This is a genomic window from Arthrobacter sorbitolis, assembly GCF_054510995.1.
In genome coordinates this window covers 95,331-113,138 of sequence record NZ_JBTNDM010000009.1, presented here as the reverse complement: position 1 = coordinate 113,138, position 17,808 = coordinate 95,331, and the positions used below count along the sequence as shown (strand labels likewise).

Sequence of the window (17,808 nt, the reverse complement as noted above, 5' to 3'; positions counted from 1 at the left end):
CCGGGCGGCTCCTCCTGCGACCGGCAGGTCCGCTCGCTAGGATGAAACCAGCACGTCCCACCACTAAGGAGTCCGTATGCCTATCGCAACCCCTGATGTCTACGCCGAGATGATCGACCGAGCGAAGGCGGGCGGCTTCGCGTTCCCGGCCGTGAACGTGACGTCCTCCCAGACCCTCAACGCGGCGATGCGCGGGTTCGCCGAGGCAGGCTCCGACGGCATCGTGCAGGTCTCCACGGGCGGCGCCGCCTACTGGTCGGGCGCGAGCGTCAAGGACATGGTTGCCGGGTCGCTCGGTTTCGCGGCCTTCGCCAAGGAGGTGGCCAGGAAGTACGACGTCAACATCGCCCTGCACACCGACCACTGCCCCAAGGACAAGCTCGACGACTTCGTCCTGCCGCTGCTGGCCGCATCGGAGGACGCCGTGAAGAACGGCCGCGACCCCGTCTTCAACTCGCACATGTGGGACGGCTCCGCGGAGACCCTGGAGGAGAACCTGCGGATCGCCCGCGAGATCCTGCCCCGCGCCGCCGCGGCGAAGATCATCCTCGAGGTCGAGATCGGCACCGTGGGCGGCGAGGAGGACGGCGTCGAGAACGCCATCAACGACAAGCTGTACACCACGGTGGACGACGCCCTGGCGACCATCGACGCCCTCGGCGCCGGCGAGCACGGCCGCTACATCACGGCCCTGACCTTCGGCAACGTCCACGGCGTGTACAAGCCCGGCGGCGTGAAGCTCCGTCCCGAGATCCTCAAGGAGATCCAGGACCAGGTGGGCCGGAAGATCGGCAAGGACAAGCCGTTCGACCTCGTGTTCCACGGCGGGTCCGGCTCCTCGGAGCAGGAGATCGCCGACGCCGTCTCCTACGGGGTCATCAAGATGAACATCGACACCGACACCCAGTACGCATTCACGCGCCCCGTCGCGGACCACATGCTGAAGAACTACGACGGCGTCCTGAAGATCGACGGCGAGGTCGGCAACAAGAAGACCTACGACCCCCGCGTGTGGGGCGCCTCCGCCGAGGCCGGCCTCGCCGCCCGGGTGGTCGAGGCCGCGGCGTCCCTCGGGTCCGCCGGGAAGAAGCTGTAGCCGTGTCCGACGAGTTCCGCAAGAACCTGATGGGCCCCGAGCCCACCCTCCTGCCCGAGGAGCCCGACGTCGTCGGGCGCCTCGCGGCGGGCGACGAGGCCGTCGATCTCGCGGCGAAGCACCCGACGTCGTCGCTCGTCTGGGCGATCCTCGCGGACGAGGCCTACGCCGAGGGGCGGACCATCGAGTCCTACGCCTACGCCCGCACCGGCTACCACCGCGGCCTGGACTCCCTCCGGCGCAGCGGCTGGCGCGGCGCCGGACCGATCCCGTACTCCCACGAGCCCAACCGCGGGTTCCTCCGCGCGCTCTACGCGCTGGGGAGGGCCGCGGCGTCCATCGGCGAGATCGAGGAGGCCGAGCGGATCGCGGTGTTCCTCAGGGAGTCCGACCCCGAGGCGAGCGCACAGCTCGCGGGCTGACCGGCCCCGACCGATCCCGGCTCCGGGGGAGCGGCAAGAACGGGTCCCGCTGCGGCGGGCCCGTTCTTCCTGTTTCCCGGTCACTGCGTCGCGTCGTCGGGCGGCTCCCGCCTGTCCGTTCCCGCCCGGCGCGCGTAGCGACGGTGCGCACGGTACTCGATGGTGCTGGTGATTAACGAGTAGTCCTCCTCCTTGTGCCGCTGTTACCAGCGCGACCAGAGTTAAAGGCTCCACAGACCGTGGTGAGGCGAATGGAAGTGGGGCTGAGATGGCCACGAGCGCGAGTACGGGTCAGTTGTTCACGGTGGCGGAGGTGGCCGCCATGATGCGGGTCTCGAAGATGACCGTCTACCGGATGGTGCAGTCGGGCACCATCCACAGCATCCGGTTCGGCCGGTCCTACCGGGTGCCGCAGAGCGCGGTACGGGACTACATCGACGCGGCGAACCCGGGGTCCGACTACACGATCTGATCGCTGCACGGCGCGTCGCGGACGTCCCCGCGGCAGGCGCGCAGGACGGCGCAGCAGGGCAGGTCACGAGTCGTGGCCGTGCCGGACCGAGATGCACCCCTCTATCGACATCGTTGTGAAAGGTGTCGATTAACGATAGCTTCGTACTGACAATCAGTAGAAGGAGCTGTCATGGGAAAACTCACCGTCCTCGCGCTGCGCATCGTGCTGTGCATGATGTTCGCCGGGTCCGTCGTCATCCAGGCGGTCATGGTGCCGTTGCTGGGCCTCGACCTGGAGCAGGCGGACCCCGACGTGGCGCTGATCCGGACGCCGCTCGTGGTGCTCACCGTGCTGGTGATCCTCGCCCTGCAGGTGGCGATGGTCTGCGTCTGGGGGCTCCTGACCATGGTGCGGCGGGAGACCGTGTTCTCGGGCGGGGCCTTCCGGCTGGTGAACGTGGTGATCGGGGCGTTCGCGGCGGCCAGCCTGCTGACCTTCGGGCTCGGCGTCGCGCTCGCACCCGGTGAGGCCGTGGCACCCGGGGTCGTCCTGCTCATCGGCGGAGTGGCCGTGTCGATCGCAGCCGTGGCGCTGATCGTGCTCGTCCTCCGGGCGCTGCTGGCGCAGGCGGTGGACCGGGACGCCGAGGCCCGCCAGCTGCGCACCGAACTGGACGAGGTGATCTGATGCCGATCGTGGTGCGTATCGACGTCGAACTCGCGAAGCGGAAGATGAGCGTGGGCGAATTCGCGGAGCGCGTGGGCCTGACGCCCGCCAACGTGGCCGTCCTGAAGAACGGGCGGGCCAAGGCCGTCCGCTTCAGCACCCTCGAGGCCATGTGCCGGGTGCTCGGCTGCCAGCCCGGGGACCTCCTGGAGTGGACCGACGACGCCGCGGACGGTGCCGCGGACGATGCCGCGGACGATGCTCCGGACGAGAGCGGGGATCACGCCGGCACCGACAGCAGGGCCGCCCTCCGTGTGGAGGGCGCATGAAGGGCATGTCCCGGTTCTTCCCGGCGGCACCCGGGCCCGGTGCCGCCGGCGACGCGGGCCTCCTCGGACCCGACTCGACCGCCTGGTGGATCGCCCGCGAGCGGCTGATCGTCGCCGGCGGGCCGGCGGCGCTCCTGCTGCAGGTGGCGCATCCGCTGGTGGCCGAGGGGGTGCGCGCCCACAGCGGGTTCGCGGGCGATCCGCTGCAGCGGCTGCGCGGGACCCTCGACGCCGTCCTCACCGTCACGTTCGGCGACCGGGCGCAGGTGCGCGCCGCCGCCGGGCACGTGGCCCGCAGGCACCGGCCCGTCCGCGGCACCCTCCCTGTCCGCGGCGGGTCGATCCCGGTCGGGACGCCCTACAGCGCGACCGATCCGGATCTGGCCCTCTGGGTGTTCTCGACGCTCGTGTGGACCGCCCTGGAGGTGACCGATGCCTTCCACCGGCCGGTCCCTGCGGCGGAGCGGGAGGCGTACTACCGGGACATGCGGCAGCTCGCGCATGTCTTCGGCGTCCCGGACGCGCTCCTGCCGCCGGACTACGCGGGGCTCGACCGGTACCTGGCGGAGCAGGTCCGCACCACGCTCGACGTCGGGGCGGCGGGGAGGCAGATCGCCCGGCAGGTCCTCGCGCCCGAGCCGCCGATCGTACCGTGGCCACTCCGCCGCGTCCCCTCCGTCCTGGCCGCGGGCGTGCTGCCGGCCGTCCTGCGGGATGCCTACGCGCTCCCGTGGCGACGGCGTGAACGCGTGGTGTTCGCCGTCGCCCGCCGGGCCGCCCGGCTCGCCGTCCCCCTGCTGCCGGCGAGGATCCGGTACTGGCCGCACTACCGCGTCGCGAGGGACCGGGTGGCCGGCGGCCGGGTGGACCGCTGAGGTCGGGCGGCCGGCCGGGCGGCGTAGCCTCCGACGGCCGGGCAGGCACTCGGTCTGTCGGGCGGCCGATCGGTCGGGCGATCGGTGGGGCGGTCAGCCCGGACGGCGGATCGTCGTCGTCACCGACACCAGCTGCGGGCGCGGAGGGGCGGAACTGAAGCCGAACCGGACCGGCGGGAGCACCGGCGCCAGGGTGCCGAGATCGGCGCCGCGCCAGGTCGCCGTCGCGCCGGAGATGGCCCGCGCCGACGTGACGCCGTAGTACTCGGTACGTCCCTGCCCGGCGGACCCGGCCGTCGCGACGCCCTTCACGAGCCGTGACGCGACCGGGTTGATCAGCGCGAGCCAGCGGGGATGTGTGGCCAGGCGCTTCGGGACGAGGCCCAGGAACCGCCCGAGGACCGTGGCGCCCCCGATCCCGGCACGGAGCTGCAGGTCCCCGGCGTCGACGACGAGCCGGTCGCTCGTGAGCGTCGAGGTGACGGGCGTGAGCACGACGTCGTCGAACGCGTAGGTGGCCTGCACGTAGTCGGAGATCTCCCTGCCGGGCGCGAGCAGCGTCCGCCGGCCGGAGGCGTCCTCGAGCATGACGTCCGTGAACGCCCCGAACGGCGAGGCGGCCCACCGGCCGACCACCAGGCGGGTCCCCGAGGTGGTGCCGATGCCGGCGATGTGTCCTTCGAAGCGGTCCATCCCCCCATTCTGCATGCGGAGCCTCAGGCCCCACCACGGGCGCCGCACACGCTCCGCCCGGAGCGCCCCGGCCCCGCGGTCGCCATCCGCGGCTTTTTGCGGCGCCTCCCGGGCGGCTCGGCTAAACTCGGACGGTAAGAGCCCCAGTGGTCGCACGACGTGCGGCCGGTTGGGGCGTTCTGATGCACGGCGTCCTTACCGCGGTTGCGCGGCGGGAACCCGTGCCGAATGGGGGAGGATCCCATGCCAGCAATCGTGATCGTCGGAGCTCAATGGGGCGACGAGGGCAAGGGCAAGGCCACGGACCTGCTGGGCGGCCGGGTCGACTACGTCGTGAAGCCGAACGGCGGGAACAACGCCGGGCACACCGTGGTCGTCAACGGCGAGAAGTACGAGCTGAAGCTCCTTCCCGCCGGCATCCTCAGCCCCAACGCCGTCCCGATCATCGGCAACGGGTGCGTCATCAACCTCGAGGCGCTCTTCGAGGAGATCGACGGACTCGAGGCCCGCGGCGCGGACACCTCGAAGCTGCGCGTGTCGGCGAACGCCCACCTCGTCGCGCCCTACCACCAGGTGCTCGACAAGGTCACCGAGCGTTTCCTCGGCAAGCGCGCCATCGGCACCACCGGCCGGGGCATCGGTCCCGCCTACATGGACAAGGTGGCCCGCCTCGGCCTGCGCGTCCAGGACGTGTTCGACGAGTCGATCCTGCGCCAGAAGGTGGAGGGCTCCCTCAAGCAGAAGAACGAGCTGCTGGTGAAGGTCTACAACCGGCGCGACGTCGAGGTCGAGGAGGTCGTGGAGTACTTCCTGTCCTTCGCGGAGCGGCTCAAGCCCCTCGTCATCGACTCCACCTTCGTGCTCAACGAGGCGCTCGATGCCGGCAAGGTGGTCCTCATGGAGGGCGGCCAGGCCACGTTCCTCGACGTGGACCACGGCACCTACCCGTTCGTGACGTCGTCGAACCCCACCGCGGGCGGCGCGTGCGTGGGCTCGGGCATCGGGCCCACCCGCATCTCCCGTTCGATCGGCATCATCAAGGCGTACACCACGCGCGTGGGTGCAGGTCCCTTCCCCACGGAACTGTTCGACGACATGGGCATGTACCTGCAGACCAAGGGCGGTGAGTTCGGCGTCAACACGGGCCGTCCGCGCCGCTGCGGCTGGTACGACGCCGTCCTGGCGCGCCACGCCTCGCGCGTCAACGGGTTCACCGACTACTTCGTGACCAAGCTCGACGTCCTGACGGGCATCGAGAGCATCCCCGTGTGCGTCGCGTACGACGTCGACGGCGTGCGGCACGACGAGATGCCCATGACGCAGACCGAGTTCCATCACGCCAAGCCGATCTTCGAGCACTTCGACGGCTGGACCGAGGACATCACGGGGGCCCGGACCATCGAGGACCTGCCGGACAACGCGCAGACCTACGTGCGGGCGCTCGAGAAGCTCTCCGGCACCCGCTTCTCCGCCATCGGTGTCGGCCCGGACCGCGACCAGACCATCGTGGTGAACGACCTCATCGGCGGCTGACACCGCCCGCGACGACGGCCCCCGGATCCGGATCCGGGGGCCGTCGCCGTGTCGGAGCCGGGGTCCCGGCCCGGCGGCCGTCCTACAGATTGACCGTGATGTCGGCGCCCTCGCGGAGCTCCCCGATCAGGGACTGTGCCGCCTCGGAGGTCTTCTCGCCCGCTAGCTGCTCCTCGATCTGCGGGCGCACCTCCTCGAGCGGAGGGATCGGCGTCGCGGTCTCGCCGCTGGCCGCCTGCTGGGCGACGGCGGCGTCGTACGTCTCCTGGATCTCCTGATCCGTGGGCTTCGTGTCGCCGGCCTCCTCGGCCAGCAGCGCGTCGAGCTTCACCTGGTTGTCCAGCTGGGTGTCGAACGCGGCATCGTCGAGGCCCTGCTCGGCGAAGGCTGCCCGCAGCTCCTCCTCCGAGCCCAGCTGGCTCGACGCGAGGAGCGTGTCGATCGCGGCGGTCCTGGCTTCCGCCGTCGCCTCGATGCCGCGCTTGTCCGCTTCCTGGCGCAGCAGCTCGCTGCTGACGAGGTTGTCCGCCACGGTCGTCCTCAACTGGTCCTGGTCGACCTCCTCACCGCCGGCCGCGGCCTGCGACGCCGCCTGCTGGAACTGCCCCTCATAGGCCGTGGTGAAGTCCTCCCGGCCGATGTCCGTGCCGTTCACGACGGCGACGACCTCGGGGATGCCCTCGAGATCCGGTGCGGGCTGCGCTGCCTCCTCCGGAGCGGCCGACTCGACCGACGCCTCGCTCGACGCGGCCGAGCCCTCCGGATCCCCGCCCTGGGCGCTGCAGCCGCCGAGGACCGCGATCGAGCCGATGAAGGCGGCAGCCAGCAGGCGCCGTCCCTGGATAGTTCGAGTGATGGTCATGCGGACCCGTCCTTGCGTTGCGTGCGATGGTCAGCCTGCGACTGTAGCATCGCGACCTGCCCGTGCACCGACCGCGCCCTTGGTGCGAGCTGGACGCCCGCGGCCACCGAAGGGGGGGCTTCACCAGCCCCAGGTGCCCGCGCCGCCCTTGAACGGTCCGACGATCGCCGCCGTGATCCAGCCGCCGTAGAAATCGCCCTCCTGCGCCTGCACCGTCTCGCCGGCCACGGTGCAGCTGTCCATCTGCGACGGGTAGATGGCGGCGCGGGTCGCCAGCTCCTCGTAGCCGCGCACGGGCGAGGGGTAGGTCCAGGCGCCGCGCGGACTGCGCGCTGACCCGGCCACGACGTCGAAGTAGCTCGCCGCCCCCTTGAACTCGCAGTGCGTGGTGCCCTCCACCGGGACCAGGACGCCCGGGGCGAAATCAGGGATCGGCAGGTAGTAGACCGGCGGGTGGCTCGTCTCGAGCACCCGTACCGCATCGCCCGTGGTGGCGATCAGCCGTCCGCCGAACCGCACCTCGATCGTCGCCGCCGTCCGCTCCACCCTCGGCGGCCTCGGGTAGTCCCACACGGACTCCTGGCCGGGCCCGGGCGGGGTCCGCTTGCGCTGCATCGGGTTCCTCATGGGGAGAAGGCTACTCCGGCAGGCCGTCCGGGGAGTCTGTACGCTGGTCGAAAGGCACGGCACACACGTGAGGGCGGGAACATGTTGGTCAGCGTTGGGCAGTTCCGGCCGGGTGGGGACACCCCGGCGAATCTGGCGGTCATGCGGGAGCTCGCGGCCGAGGCCTCCTCCCAGGGGTCGGAGCTGATCGTCTTCCCCGAGGAGTCCATGTTCTCGATCGGCGCGGTCGAGGGCCCGCTCCAGCAGGCGGTCGAGGCCAACTGGACCTCGTTCGTGCAGCAGCTGTCCTTCATCGCCGCCGAGCACTCCCTCGGGATCGTCGCCGGCGGCTACGAGCCCAGCGGCGAGGAGCGGCCCTTCAACACCCTCGTCCTCATCGACGCGACGGGCCGGATCGTCGACACCTACCGCAAGCTGCACCTCTACGACGCCTTCAGCTACCAGGAGTCCACGCGCATCAAGCCGGGCGACGGCGGCATCACGGTCGCCCAGCTCGGCGACGTCCGGGTGGGCCTCCTGACGTGCTACGACATCCGGTTCCCCGAGCAGGCGCGCGCCCTCGCCGACGCCGGGGCCGACCTCCTCTGCGTGCCGGCGGCCTGGTTCAAGGGCGAGCACAAGATCGAGCACTGGGAGACGCTGCTCAAGGCCCGGGCCATCGAGAACACGCTCTGGGTGGCGGCCGCCGGCACGTCCAGCGGCCACACGATCGGCCACTCCGCCATCATCGATCCCATGGGGGTGCCGCAGGTCCACCTCGAGGACGAGGAGCGCGGCGTCGTCACCACCGAGGTCTCACGCCGCAGGGTCGACGACGTCCGTGAGTTCCTGCCGGTGCTGCGGAACCGGCGCTTCGGCGAGAACAACACCATTGTCGACTCCCACTGACGCGGCGGGCTCCGCGGCGACCGGTTCCGCGGAGCGGCGCATCCGGTCGGCGGACCCCGTCCGTGCCGCGAACATCCGCGACGTCGCACGCAGGGCGGGGGTCTCCCACCAGACCGTCTCCCGCGTGATCAACGGGCATCCGAGCCTCCGGGCCGAGACCCGCGACCGCGTGCTGGCGGCCATGGACGAGCTCAGCTTCCGCCCCAACCGGGCCGCCCGCGCGCTCGTCACCAGCCGGTCCACCACCATCGGCGTGCTCGTGAGCAAGGGCTTCGAGTACGGGCCGGCCGCGAGCCTGCACGCCATCGACAGCGCCGCGCGCGAGGCGGGGTACGCCGTCGACGTCGCGCACCTCGACGACGCGGAGGCCGGCTCCATCCGCGCGGCCCTCGACCGGCTCCTGGCCCACAACGTGGACGGGCTGATCATCCTGGCGCCGCAGACGCAGACGCTCACGGAGATCGAGCGCCTGTCCATCACGCTGCCGTTCGTGACGGTCCACTCCGCGCGGGCGCACGACGACCATCGGCTCTCCGTCGACCAGTCGGGCGGGGCCGCGCTCGCGACCCGCCACCTCCTGCAGCTCGGGCACCGGCGGATCGTGCACATCGCCGGCCCCGACGGCTGGTTCGAGACCGAGGCGCGCGTGCGGGGGTACCGGGGCGAGATGGAGGCCTGGGGGTCGAAGGCGGAGGTGCTGCTGTCGGGGGACTGGACGGCCGAGTCGGGCTACCGCGCGGGGCTCGTCCTGCTGGGGGATCCGGGTGTCACCGCGATCTTCTCGTCGAACGACCAGATGGCACTCGGGCTGCTCCACGCGTTCCGCGAGCACGGACGGCGTGTGCCGGAGGACGTCAGCGTGGTGGGCTTCGACGACGTCCCGGAGGCCGCCCACTACTGGCCGCCCCTGACCACGGTCCGGCAGGACTTCCCGGAACTGGGCCGGCGCTGCGTGGCGCGGCTGCTGGGCCTCATCGGCGAGGACGGAACCGGAGCAGGCGTCCGCGCGGCCGCCGGTGCCGTACCCGACGTCGTCCCGGAGCTCGTGATCCGCTCCTCGACGGCGCCCGCGACACCCCGCGAGCGGTTCCTCCCGCCGGATCGTTGACACGCCCCACCTCCGCACCCCACACTGGGATCCGCGAATGTGAACGGTCACATACCGCGACGACGATCCACCAGAGCACTGCTTCGCGGTCTCGAGAAGAACGAAGAGGTCCTTCCCTTGAGTGACTCCACCCCGGGCGCATCCGGAACGTCCGCCGACGCCCGCCGGCCCACCTACGTCATCGGCGTCGACTACGGGACCCTGTCGGGGCGCGCCGTCGTGGTCCGCGTCTCCGACGGGGCCGAACTCGGCGCCGCCACGCTCGAGTACCCGCACGCCGTCATGGACTCGGTGCTCGCGGCCACGGGTGAGCAGCTCCCACCCGAGTGGGCCCTGCAGGTGCCCTCCGACTACGTCGACGTCCTCCGCGACGCCGTTCCGGCCGCCGTGCGGGAAGCCGGCATCGACCCGCAGGACGTCATCGGCATCGCCACCGACTTCACGGCCTGCACCATGGTGCCCACCCTCGCCGACGGGACGCCCCTCAACGAGGTGCCGGGCTACGAGGGCCGCCCGCACGCGTACGTGAAGCTGTGGAAGCACCACGCCGCGCAGGGCCAGGCCAACCGTATCAACGAGCTCGCCGCCCGGCGCGGCGAGGCGTGGCTGCCCCGCTACGGCGGACTGATCTCGAGCGAGTGGGAGTTCGCCAAGGGACTCCAGCTGCTCGAGGAGGACCGCGAGCTGTACGACGTCATGGAGCACTGGGTCGAGGCCGCCGACTGGATCGTGTGGCAGCTCACCGGGGAGTACGTCCGGAACGCCTGCACCGCCGGGTACAAGGGCATCTACCAGGACGGCGCCTACCCGTCCGAGGACTTCCTCGCCGCCCTCAACCCCGATTTCGCCGGGTTCGCCCGCGAGAAGGTGGAGCACACCATCGGCGCCCTCGCGTCGCGGGCGGGGACCCTCTCCGAGGAGGCCGCGGGGTGGACCGGACTGCCGGCGGGCATCGCCGTCGCCGTCGGGAACGTCGACGCCCACGTCACCGCGCCTGCCGCCCGTGCCACGGACCCCGGCCAGATGGTCGCGATCATGGGCACCTCGACCTGCCACGTCATGAACTCCGACCGCCTGGGCGAGGTGCCCGGCATGTGCGGCGTGGTGGACGGCGGCATCGTCGAGGGCTTCTACGGCTACGAGGCCGGCCAGTCCGGCGTCGGCGACATCTTCGCGTGGTTCGTCGCGAACCAGGTGCCCGGGGAGATCCGCGACGCCGCAGCGGCACAGGGCCGGAGCGTGCACGATTACCTGACCGAGCAGGCCCAGGCCGAGCCCGTCGGAGCGCACGGCCTCGTGGCCCTCGACTGGCACTCCGGCAACCGCTCCGTGCTCGTGGACCACGAGCTCTCCGGCATCGTCGTGGGCCTGACGCTCGCCACGAAGCCGCACGAGGTCTACCGCGCCCTGCTGGAATCGACCGCGTTCGGCACCCGCACGATCGTCGAGACCTTCAACGCCTCGGACGTGCCCGTGACCGAGTTCGTCGCGGCGGGCGGCCTCATCCGCAACCCGTTCCTCCTTCAGGTGTATGCGGACGTGCTCGACATGCCCATCTCCGTGATCGGCAGCGCGCAGGGGCCGGCGCTCGGCTCGGCCATCCACGCCGCCGTCGCCGCGGGTGCCTACGAGGACATCCACGCCGCCGCCGCGGCGATGGGCCACCTCGACCGCGCCGCCTACACGCCCGACCCGGAGCGTGCCGCCGCCTACGACGCCCTGTACCGCGAATACACCGAACTGCACGACTACTTCGGGCGCGGCGGCAACGACGTCATGCACCGGCTGAAGGCGCTCCGGCGCTCGGCCCGCACGCAGCAGGCCGTGACCGCATGAGCACGTTCGATCCCGCGGTCGAGGCCGCCATCACCACCGTCCGCCAGGACGTCGCGACACTGCACGCCGAACTCGTGCGCTACGGGCTCGTGGTCTGGACGGGCGGCAACGTCTCCGGCCGGGTGCCCGGCGCGGACCTGTTCGTCATCAAGCCCTCCGGCGTCGGCTACGACGAGCTGACGCCCGACAACCAGATCCTCTGCGACCTCGACGGCAACGTCGTCGAGGGCACCCCGGGATCGGAGCGGTCGCCGTCGAGCGACACGGCCGCGCACGCCTACGTCTACCGCCACATGCCCGACGTCGGGGGCGTGGTGCACACGCACTCCACCTACGCCGTGGCCTGGGCGGCACGCGGCGAGCCGATCCCGTGCGTCCTCACCGCCATGGCGGACGAGTTCGGCGGCGACATCCCCGTGGGACCCTTCGCCGTCATCGGTGACGACTCGATCGGCCGCGGCATCGTCGACACGCTCACCGGCCACCGCTCCCGCGGCGTGCTCATGAAGAGCCACGGGCCGTTCACCATCGGCAGGGACGCGAAGGACGCCGTCAAGGCCGCCGTGATGCTCGAGGACGTGGCGCGCACCGTCCACATCTCCCGTCAGCTCGGGGCGCCCCTGCCCATCGAGCCCGAGCACGTCGACTCCCTTTTCGACCGGTACCAGAACGTGTACGGTCAGTCCTCGACCCCAGGAGCCCCTGCATGAGCCCCCTCAGCACCACCCTCGACGCCTACGAAGTCTGGTTCCTCACCGGCAGCCAGGACCTCTACGGCGAGGAGACCCTGCAGCAGGTCGCGGAGCAGTCCCAGGAGATCGTCCGGATGCTCGGCGACTCCGGCCTGCCCGTGAAGGTGGTCTGGAAGCCGACGCTGAAGGACTCCGCCTCGATCCGGCGCATGGCGCTCGAGGTCAACGCCACCGACGCCGCGATCGGCGTGATCGCCTGGATGCACACCTTCAGCCCGGCGAAGATGTGGATCGCGGGCCTCGACGCCCTCCGCAAGCCGCTGCTGCACCTGCACACCCAGATCAACGTGGCGCTGCCGTGGGGCGAGATCGACTTCGACTTCATGAACCTCAACCAGGCCGCCCACGGCGACCGCGAGTTCGGGTACATCCAGACGCGCCTCGGCGTGCCGCGGAAGACCGTCGTCGGGCACGTCTCCGATCCGGGCGTCTGCGCGAAGGTCGCGACCTGGCAGCGGGCCTCCGCAGGCTGGGCCGCCGTCCACGAGCTGAAGGTCGCCCGGTTCGGCGACAACATGCGCAACGTCGCCGTGACGGAGGGGGACAAGACGGAGGCCGAGCTGCGCTTCGGCGTCTCGATCAACACGTGGGGCGTCAACGACCTCGTTGCGGCCGTCGACGCCCAGTCCGAGGACGACGTCGACGCCCTCGTGGCCGAGTACGAGGAGGCCTACGACGTCGTCCCCGAGCTGCGCCGCGGCGGGGAGCGCCACGAGTCGCTGCGCTACGGGGCGCGCCAGGAACTCGGGCTGCTGTCCTTCCTCGAGGACGGCGGCTTCGGCGCCTTCACCACCAACTTCGAGGACCTCGGCGGGCTCCGGCAGCTGCCGGGTCTCGCCGTGCAGCGGCTCATGGCCCGCGGCTACGGCTTCGGCGCCGAGGGCGACTGGAAGACCGCGGTCCTCGTCCGGGCGGCGAAGGTCATGGGCGCGGGGCTGCCGGGAGGGGCGTCCCTCATGGAGGACTACACGTACCACCTCGTGCCCGGGGAGGAGAAGATCCTCGGGGCGCACATGCTCGAGATCTGCCCCACCCTGACCACCTCGAAGCCCTCCCTCGAAGTGCACGCGCTCGGCATCGGCGGCAGGGAGGACCCCGTCCGCCTCGTGTTCGACACGGACGCCGGTCCCGGCGTCGTCGTCGCGATGTCGGACATGCGGGACCGCTTCCGCCTCACGGCGAACGCCGTCGAGGTCGTCCCGCCGGACGCCCCGCTGCCCCACCTGCCGGTCGCGCGCGCGGTGTGGAAGCCGGAGCCCAGCCTCGAGACGTCGGCAGCGGCCTGGCTCAGTGCCGGCGCCGCACACCACACCGTCCTCACCACCGCCGTGGACCTCGAGGTCTTCGAGGACTTCGCGGTGATCGCCGAGGTCGAACTGCTGCGGATCGACGCCGACACGAGACTCCGTGACTTCCAGCGCGAACTGCGCTGGAACGCGGCCTACTATCGGCTGGCGCAGAAACTCTAGGACCTCCTCCTGAAAGCCGGCACCGTTGCCGGAAACCACTCACAAGAAAGTTCCACCATGAATCGGAAATACCTGGCCGGCATCGCGGCCGCCAGCATCCTCACCCTCAGCCTCACCGCCTGCGGTGGCAGCAGGGGCGGCGGCGACGCCGCGGCCGAGGGCGGATCCAACGAGGGCGCCAAGATCGGCGTGGCCATGCCGACGCAGCAGTCCGAGCGCTGGATCGCCGACGGCGAGAACGTCAAGAGCCAGCTCGAGGACCTCGGCTACGAGGTGGACCTCCAGTTCGCGAACGACGACATCCCCACCCAGGTCTCGCAGATCGAGAACATGATCAACGGCGGCGTGAAGGCCCTCGTCGTCGCCTCGATCGACGGCACCACCCTCACGAGCGTCCTCGACCAGGCCGAGTCGCAGGACATCCCGGTCATCGCCTACGACCGCCTCATCAACGGCTCGGACACCGTGGACTACTACACGACCTTCGACAACGAGGAGGTCGGCGTGCAGCAGGCCACCTCGCTGCTCACCGGTCTCGGGATCCTCGACGCCGAGGGCAAGGAGACGGGCGAGGAAGGGCCGTTCGACGTCGAGCTCTTCGCCGGCAGCCCGGACGACAACAACGCCACGTTCTTCTGGGACGGCGCCATGAAGACCCTGCAGCCGTACCTGGACAGCGGCGTGCTGCGCGTCCCCAGTGGCCAGACCGACTTCGAGCAGGCCGCCATCCTGCGCTGGCTGCCCGACACGGCGCAGGACCGCATGGAGGACCTCCTCACCGTCGGCGGCGGCGAGCAGCTCGAGGGTGTCCTCTCCCCGTACGACGGCCTGTCCATCGGCATCATCTCCGCCCTGACCTCCGGCGGCTACTCCGCGGACGACCTCCCCGTCGTCACCGGCCAGGACGCCGAGGTCGGCTCGGTGAAGTCGATCATCGCCGGCGAGCAGTACTCGACGATCTTCAAGGACGTCCGCGAGCTCGGCAAGCAGGCCGTCACCATGGTCGACGCCCTCATGAAGGGCGAGGAGCCCGAGGTCAACGACACCGAGACGTACGACAACGGCGTCAAGGTGGTCCCGTCCTACCTGCTCGAGTCCGAGATCGTCACGGTGGACAACTACGAGGCCTCACTCGTCGACACCGGCTACTACACCGAGGACGACCTCAAGTAGCCGTCCCGCACCACCCCTGACACCTGTGGCTCCGGACCGTGCTGGTCCGGAGCCGCAGGTGCCCTCGCCCGGCCGCTGCCGGGACCTCCACTCGACTAAGCGAGGCCTGACCATGGCGGAGAACATCCTCAGGATGCGCCGCATCACCAAGACCTTCCCAGGCGTGAAGGCACTGCAGGACGTCAACCTCGACGTCGCGCGCGGCGAAGTCCACGCGATCTGCGGGGAGAACGGGGCCGGGAAATCGACCCTGATGAAAGTGCTGTCCGGCGTCTACGCGCACGGCACGTACGACGGCGACATCGAGTTCGAGGGCTCCGTCGTGGAGTTCAAGGACATCCGCGACAGCGAGCACGACGGCATCGTCATCATCCACCAGGAACTCGCCCTCTCACCGTTCCTGTCCGTCGCCGAGAACATCTTCCTCGGCAACGAACGCGAGAAGCGCGGGTTCATCAACTGGAACGAGACCAACGTGGAGGCGGCCAAGCTGCTCCGTCGCGTCGGACTGGATCTCAATCCGGTGGTCCGCGCCGGTGACATCGGTGTCGGCAAGCAGCAGCTCGTGGAGATCGCGAAGGCACTGTCCAAGAACGTCAAGCTGCTGATCCTCGACGAACCCACCGCCGCCCTCAACGACGAGGACTCCGCGCACCTCCTCGGGCTCGTGAAGGGCCTCCGTGCCGAGGGCATCACCTGCATCATCATCAGCCACAAGCTCAACGAGATCCGTGAGATCGCCGACTCCGTCACGATCCTCCGCGACGGCCGCACCATCGAGACGCTGAGCCTCCACGACGGTTCGGTCACGGAGGAGCGCATCATCAGGGGCATGGTGGGACGCGACATGGAGAGCCGCTACCCCGAGCGCACGCCCGCCATCGGCGAGGAGGTCCTGCGGGTGGAGGACTGGACCGTGCACCACCCGCAGGAGAGCTCCCGGGTGATCGTCGACGCGGCGAACCTCAACGTCCGGGCGGGCGAGGTGGTCGGCATCGCCGGACTCATGGGCGCCGGGCGGACCGAGCTCGCCATGAGCATCTTCGGGCGGAGCTACGGCTCGCACATCACGGGCACCCTCTACAAGAACGGGACCCCGATCACCACGCGCACCGTCGGCGAGGCGATCCGGCACGGCATCGCGTACGCCACGGAGGACCGCAAGCGGTACGGGCTGAACCTGATCGACGACATCAAGCGCAACGTCTCCGGTGCCGCCCTCGGCAAGCTCTCGAAGCGCGGCTGGGTGGACAGCGGCAGGGAAGCCGTCGTCGCGGGCGACTACCGGAGGTCGATGAACATCAAGGCGCCTACGGTCACCGCCATCACGGGCAAGCTCTCCGGCGGGAACCAGCAGAAGGTGGTGCTCTCCAAGTGGATGTTCTCGGACCCCGATGTCCTGATCCTCGACGAGCCCACCCGCGGGATCGACGTCGGCGCCAAGTACGAGATCTACACGATCATCAATCGCCTCGCCTCCGAGGGGAAGGCCGTCATCGTCATCTCGTCCGAGCTGCCCGAGCTCCTCGGCATCTGTGATCGCATCTACACCCTCGCCGAGGGCCGCATCACTGCGGAGGTGCCCATCGGGCAGGCGACACCGGAACTCCTCATGCAGTACATGACCAAGGAAAAGGACTGATTCCATGGCTACCACCGTCAAGGACCCCGCAGTGACCGCACCTCCGCCCCCCGTGAAGCACGGGCTGGCCTTCCTCACGAGCCGGCTGCGGCAGATCGGCATCTTCGTCGCGCTCATCGTGATCGTCGCCCTGTTCCAGGTGCTGACCGGGGGCGCGCTGCTCATGCCGGACAACGTCTCCAACATCATCGTCCAGAACAGCTACATCCTGCTGCTGGCCATCGGCATGGTCATGATCATCGTCGCCGGGCATATCGACCTGTCCGTCGGGTCCGTGGCGGCCTTCGTCGGCGCGATGTCCGGCATCATGATCCAGGACTGGGGCTTCACCTGGTGGGTGGCCTTCATCGCCTCGCTCGTGATCGGCGGGCTCGTCGGCGCCTGGCAGGGCTTCTGGGTGGCCTACGTGGGCATCCCCGCGTTCATCGTCACCCTCGCGGGCATGCTCGTGTTCCGCGGACTCACGCAGATCGTGCTCGAGAACCAGCGCATCACCGGGTTCCCCGAGGAGTACCGCCAGCTCGGCGGCGGCTTTCTCTTCCCCGGGCTCTTCCCGCCGGAGACGAACCTCCTCGACTGGACCACGGTGGTCCTCGGCGTCGTCGCCGTCGTCCTTCTCGTCGCCAGCCAGCTCCGGGGCCGGGCCACGCGCGCGCGCCTGAAGCTCGAGGACGAGCCCGCGGCCTGGTTCTACACCAAGCTCGCGTTCATCGCCGCCATCATCCTGGGCCTGACCTACCTCCTGGCAGGCTCCCGCAGCGGGACGCCGATCGTCCTCGTGGTCCTCGGCATCCTGATCGTCGCCTACAGCCTGGTCATGAGCAACAGCGTGTTCGGCCGCCACATCTACGCTCGCGGCGGGAACCTGCAGGCCGCACAGCTCTCGGGCGTCAACACGAAGCGCATCGACTTCATGCTGTTCGTCAACATGGGCGTCCTGGCGGCGCTGGCCGGCCTCATCTTCACGGGTCGGCTCAACTCCGCCGGCCCGGGTGCGGGCAACCTCTTCGAGCTCGATGCCATCGCTGCCGCGTTCATCGGCGGCGCCGCGGTGACCGGCGGCGTGGGCACCGTGATCGGTGCCATCACCGGCGGCCTCATCATGGGTGTGCTGAACAACGGGATGTCCCTGCTGGGCGTCGGCATCGACGTGCAGCAGTTCATCAAGGGCATGGTGCTCCTGCTCGCGGTCGGGTTCGACGTCTTCAACAAGCGCCGTGCCTCCAACGCCCTGAAGTAGGACCCCCGGAAGACGACGGGAAGAAGTTCACGCATCGGCGTAACTTTTCCGTCCCTCCCGTCGATTACCCCTGTGTAAGCGCCGCACCGAGGCTTATCCCCCAACGGGCCTCGGTGCGGCCTTTTTCTTGCCCCGGCCCTGGT

The 17,808-nt window shown here is 70.1% G+C and carries 18 protein-coding genes; 15 read left to right on the top strand and 3 right to left on the bottom strand.

Annotated features, from left to right (window positions below; translation table 11 throughout):
• The first annotated feature begins 76 nt into the window (after nucleotides 1–76).
• The 6 genes from fbaA (at nucleotide 77) to ACX80K_RS14475 (ending at nucleotide 3,842) form a co-directional block, all read left to right on the top strand.
• Nucleotides 77–1,096 (top strand): class II fructose-bisphosphate aldolase, encoded by a 1,020-nt coding sequence (fbaA, locus tag ACX80K_RS14500; RefSeq protein WP_459272600.1) that lies wholly within the window; start codon nucleotides 77–79, stop codon nucleotides 1,094–1,096.
• A gap of 2 nt (nucleotides 1,097–1,098) precedes the next feature.
• Nucleotides 1,099–1,518 carry a DUF3151 domain-containing protein gene (locus tag ACX80K_RS14495; RefSeq protein WP_459272599.1) on the top strand — a complete coding sequence of 140 codons (420 nt, stop codon included), beginning with the start codon at nucleotides 1,099–1,101 and terminating at the stop codon, nucleotides 1,516–1,518.
• A gap of 268 nt (nucleotides 1,519–1,786) precedes the next feature.
• Nucleotides 1,787–1,990, top strand: coding sequence for a helix-turn-helix domain-containing protein (locus tag ACX80K_RS14490; protein WP_104180526.1), 204 nt, complete (start codon nucleotides 1,787–1,789; stop codon nucleotides 1,988–1,990).
• A 171-nt stretch (nucleotides 1,991–2,161) separates the two neighbouring features.
• Nucleotides 2,162–2,659: a DUF2975 domain-containing protein gene (locus ACX80K_RS14485; protein WP_459272598.1), complete on the top strand. Its 498-nt coding sequence runs from the start codon at nucleotides 2,162–2,164 to the stop codon at nucleotides 2,657–2,659.
• Nucleotides 2,659–2,967 carry a helix-turn-helix domain-containing protein gene (locus ACX80K_RS14480; RefSeq protein ID WP_459272597.1) on the top strand — a complete coding sequence of 103 codons (309 nt, stop codon included), beginning with the start codon at nucleotides 2,659–2,661 and terminating at the stop codon, nucleotides 2,965–2,967. The genes ACX80K_RS14485 and ACX80K_RS14480 overlap by 1 nt, the downstream gene beginning before the upstream one ends.
• The gene (locus tag ACX80K_RS14475) at nucleotides 2,964–3,842 is read left to right on the top strand and encodes an oxygenase MpaB family protein (RefSeq protein WP_459272596.1); all 879 of its coding nucleotides are present in this window, start codon (nucleotides 2,964–2,966) and stop codon (nucleotides 3,840–3,842) included. The genes ACX80K_RS14480 and ACX80K_RS14475 overlap by 4 nt, the downstream gene beginning before the upstream one ends.
• A 93-nt stretch (nucleotides 3,843–3,935) precedes the next feature.
• Here ACX80K_RS14475 and ACX80K_RS14470 read toward each other — a convergent pair whose 3' ends face one another.
• Complete coding sequence (locus ACX80K_RS14470; protein WP_459272595.1) at nucleotides 3,936–4,535, bottom strand: hypothetical protein; 600 nt, start codon at nucleotides 4,533–4,535, stop codon at nucleotides 3,936–3,938.
• Nucleotides 4,536–4,778: 243 nt separating this feature from the next.
• On the opposite strand from ACX80K_RS14470, the gene ACX80K_RS14465 reads away from it, so the two are divergent.
• Entirely contained in the window at nucleotides 4,779–6,068 is a 1,290-nt protein-coding gene (locus ACX80K_RS14465; protein ID WP_459272594.1) for an adenylosuccinate synthase, read from the top strand.
• An 82-nt stretch (nucleotides 6,069–6,150) separates the two neighbouring features.
• Here ACX80K_RS14465 and ACX80K_RS14460 read toward each other — a convergent pair whose 3' ends face one another.
• Both ACX80K_RS14460 and ACX80K_RS14455 read right to left on the bottom strand, forming a co-directional pair.
• Nucleotides 6,151–6,930, bottom strand: a complete 780-nt coding sequence (locus ACX80K_RS14460) for a SurA N-terminal domain-containing protein (RefSeq protein WP_459272593.1) — start codon at nucleotides 6,928–6,930, stop codon at nucleotides 6,151–6,153.
• Nucleotides 6,931–7,050: 120 nt separating this feature from the next.
• Nucleotides 7,051–7,557 carry a DUF427 domain-containing protein gene (locus ACX80K_RS14455; protein ID WP_459272592.1) on the bottom strand — a complete coding sequence of 169 codons (507 nt, stop codon included), beginning with the start codon at nucleotides 7,555–7,557 and terminating at the stop codon, nucleotides 7,051–7,053.
• Between the two features lie 81 nt (nucleotides 7,558–7,638).
• On the opposite strand from ACX80K_RS14455, the gene ACX80K_RS14450 reads away from it, so the two are divergent.
• The 8 genes from ACX80K_RS14450 (at nucleotide 7,639) to mmsB (ending at nucleotide 17,665) form a co-directional block, all read left to right on the top strand.
• Nucleotides 7,639–8,445, top strand: a complete 807-nt coding sequence (locus ACX80K_RS14450) for a carbon-nitrogen hydrolase family protein (protein ID WP_459272591.1) — start codon at nucleotides 7,639–7,641, stop codon at nucleotides 8,443–8,445.
• A gap of 40 nt (nucleotides 8,446–8,485) precedes the next feature.
• The gene (locus ACX80K_RS14445) at nucleotides 8,486–9,553 is read left to right on the top strand and encodes a LacI family DNA-binding transcriptional regulator (protein ID WP_459272616.1); all 1,068 of its coding nucleotides are present in this window, start codon (nucleotides 8,486–8,488) and stop codon (nucleotides 9,551–9,553) included.
• A gap of 117 nt (nucleotides 9,554–9,670) precedes the next feature.
• Nucleotides 9,671–11,389 carry a ribulokinase gene (gene araB, locus ACX80K_RS14440; RefSeq protein ID WP_459272590.1) on the top strand — a complete coding sequence of 573 codons (1,719 nt, stop codon included), beginning with the start codon at nucleotides 9,671–9,673 and terminating at the stop codon, nucleotides 11,387–11,389.
• A complete protein-coding gene (locus ACX80K_RS14435) occupies nucleotides 11,386–12,099 on the top strand; it encodes an L-ribulose-5-phosphate 4-epimerase (protein WP_459272589.1) in 714 nt (237 codons plus the stop codon). Before araB ends, ACX80K_RS14435 begins: the two co-directional genes overlap by 4 nt.
• Entirely contained in the window at nucleotides 12,096–13,610 is a 1,515-nt protein-coding gene (gene araA, locus ACX80K_RS14430; protein WP_459272588.1) for an L-arabinose isomerase, read from the top strand. Before ACX80K_RS14435 ends, araA begins: the two co-directional genes overlap by 4 nt.
• Before the next feature lie 57 nt (nucleotides 13,611–13,667).
• On the top strand, nucleotides 13,668–14,783 hold the full coding sequence (chvE, locus tag ACX80K_RS14425; protein ID WP_459272587.1) for a multiple monosaccharide ABC transporter substrate-binding protein: 1,116 nt from the start codon (nucleotides 13,668–13,670) through the stop codon (nucleotides 14,781–14,783).
• A gap of 112 nt (nucleotides 14,784–14,895) precedes the next feature.
• The gene (mmsA, locus tag ACX80K_RS14420) at nucleotides 14,896–16,425 is read left to right on the top strand and encodes a multiple monosaccharide ABC transporter ATP-binding protein (RefSeq protein WP_459272586.1); all 1,530 of its coding nucleotides are present in this window, start codon (nucleotides 14,896–14,898) and stop codon (nucleotides 16,423–16,425) included.
• A gap of 4 nt (nucleotides 16,426–16,429) precedes the next feature.
• Nucleotides 16,430–17,665: a multiple monosaccharide ABC transporter permease gene (gene mmsB, locus ACX80K_RS14415; RefSeq protein ID WP_459272585.1), complete on the top strand. Its 1,236-nt coding sequence runs from the start codon at nucleotides 16,430–16,432 to the stop codon at nucleotides 17,663–17,665.
• Nucleotides 17,666–17,808 lie beyond the last annotated feature (143 nt).

Coding starts and splice junctions, on each gene's coding strand:
- ACX80K_RS14460 (WP_459272593.1), bottom strand. CDS start 6,930: ATGACCATCACTCGAACTATCCAGGGACGGCGCCTGCTGGCTGCCGCC.
- ACX80K_RS14485 (WP_459272598.1), top strand. CDS start 2,162: ATGGGAAAACTCACCGTCCTCGCGCTGCGCATCGTGCTGTGCATGATG.
- chvE (WP_459272587.1), top strand. CDS start 13,668: ATGAATCGGAAATACCTGGCCGGCATCGCGGCCGCCAGCATCCTCACC.
- araA (WP_459272588.1), top strand. CDS start 12,096: ATGAGCCCCCTCAGCACCACCCTCGACGCCTACGAAGTCTGGTTCCTC.
- fbaA (WP_459272600.1), top strand. CDS start 77: ATGCCTATCGCAACCCCTGATGTCTACGCCGAGATGATCGACCGAGCG.
- ACX80K_RS14450 (WP_459272591.1), top strand. CDS start 7,639: ATGTTGGTCAGCGTTGGGCAGTTCCGGCCGGGTGGGGACACCCCGGCG.
- ACX80K_RS14490 (WP_104180526.1), top strand. CDS start 1,787: ATGGCCACGAGCGCGAGTACGGGTCAGTTGTTCACGGTGGCGGAGGTG.
- ACX80K_RS14470 (WP_459272595.1), bottom strand. CDS start 4,535: ATGGACCGCTTCGAAGGACACATCGCCGGCATCGGCACCACCTCGGGG.
- ACX80K_RS14475 (WP_459272596.1), top strand. CDS start 2,964: ATGAAGGGCATGTCCCGGTTCTTCCCGGCGGCACCCGGGCCCGGTGCC.
- mmsA (WP_459272586.1), top strand. CDS start 14,896: ATGGCGGAGAACATCCTCAGGATGCGCCGCATCACCAAGACCTTCCCA.
- mmsB (WP_459272585.1), top strand. CDS start 16,430: ATGGCTACCACCGTCAAGGACCCCGCAGTGACCGCACCTCCGCCCCCC.
- ACX80K_RS14480 (WP_459272597.1), top strand. CDS start 2,659: ATGCCGATCGTGGTGCGTATCGACGTCGAACTCGCGAAGCGGAAGATG.
- ACX80K_RS14435 (WP_459272589.1), top strand. CDS start 11,386: ATGAGCACGTTCGATCCCGCGGTCGAGGCCGCCATCACCACCGTCCGC.
- ACX80K_RS14465 (WP_459272594.1), top strand. CDS start 4,779: ATGCCAGCAATCGTGATCGTCGGAGCTCAATGGGGCGACGAGGGCAAG.
- ACX80K_RS14455 (WP_459272592.1), bottom strand. CDS start 7,557: ATGAGGAACCCGATGCAGCGCAAGCGGACCCCGCCCGGGCCCGGCCAG.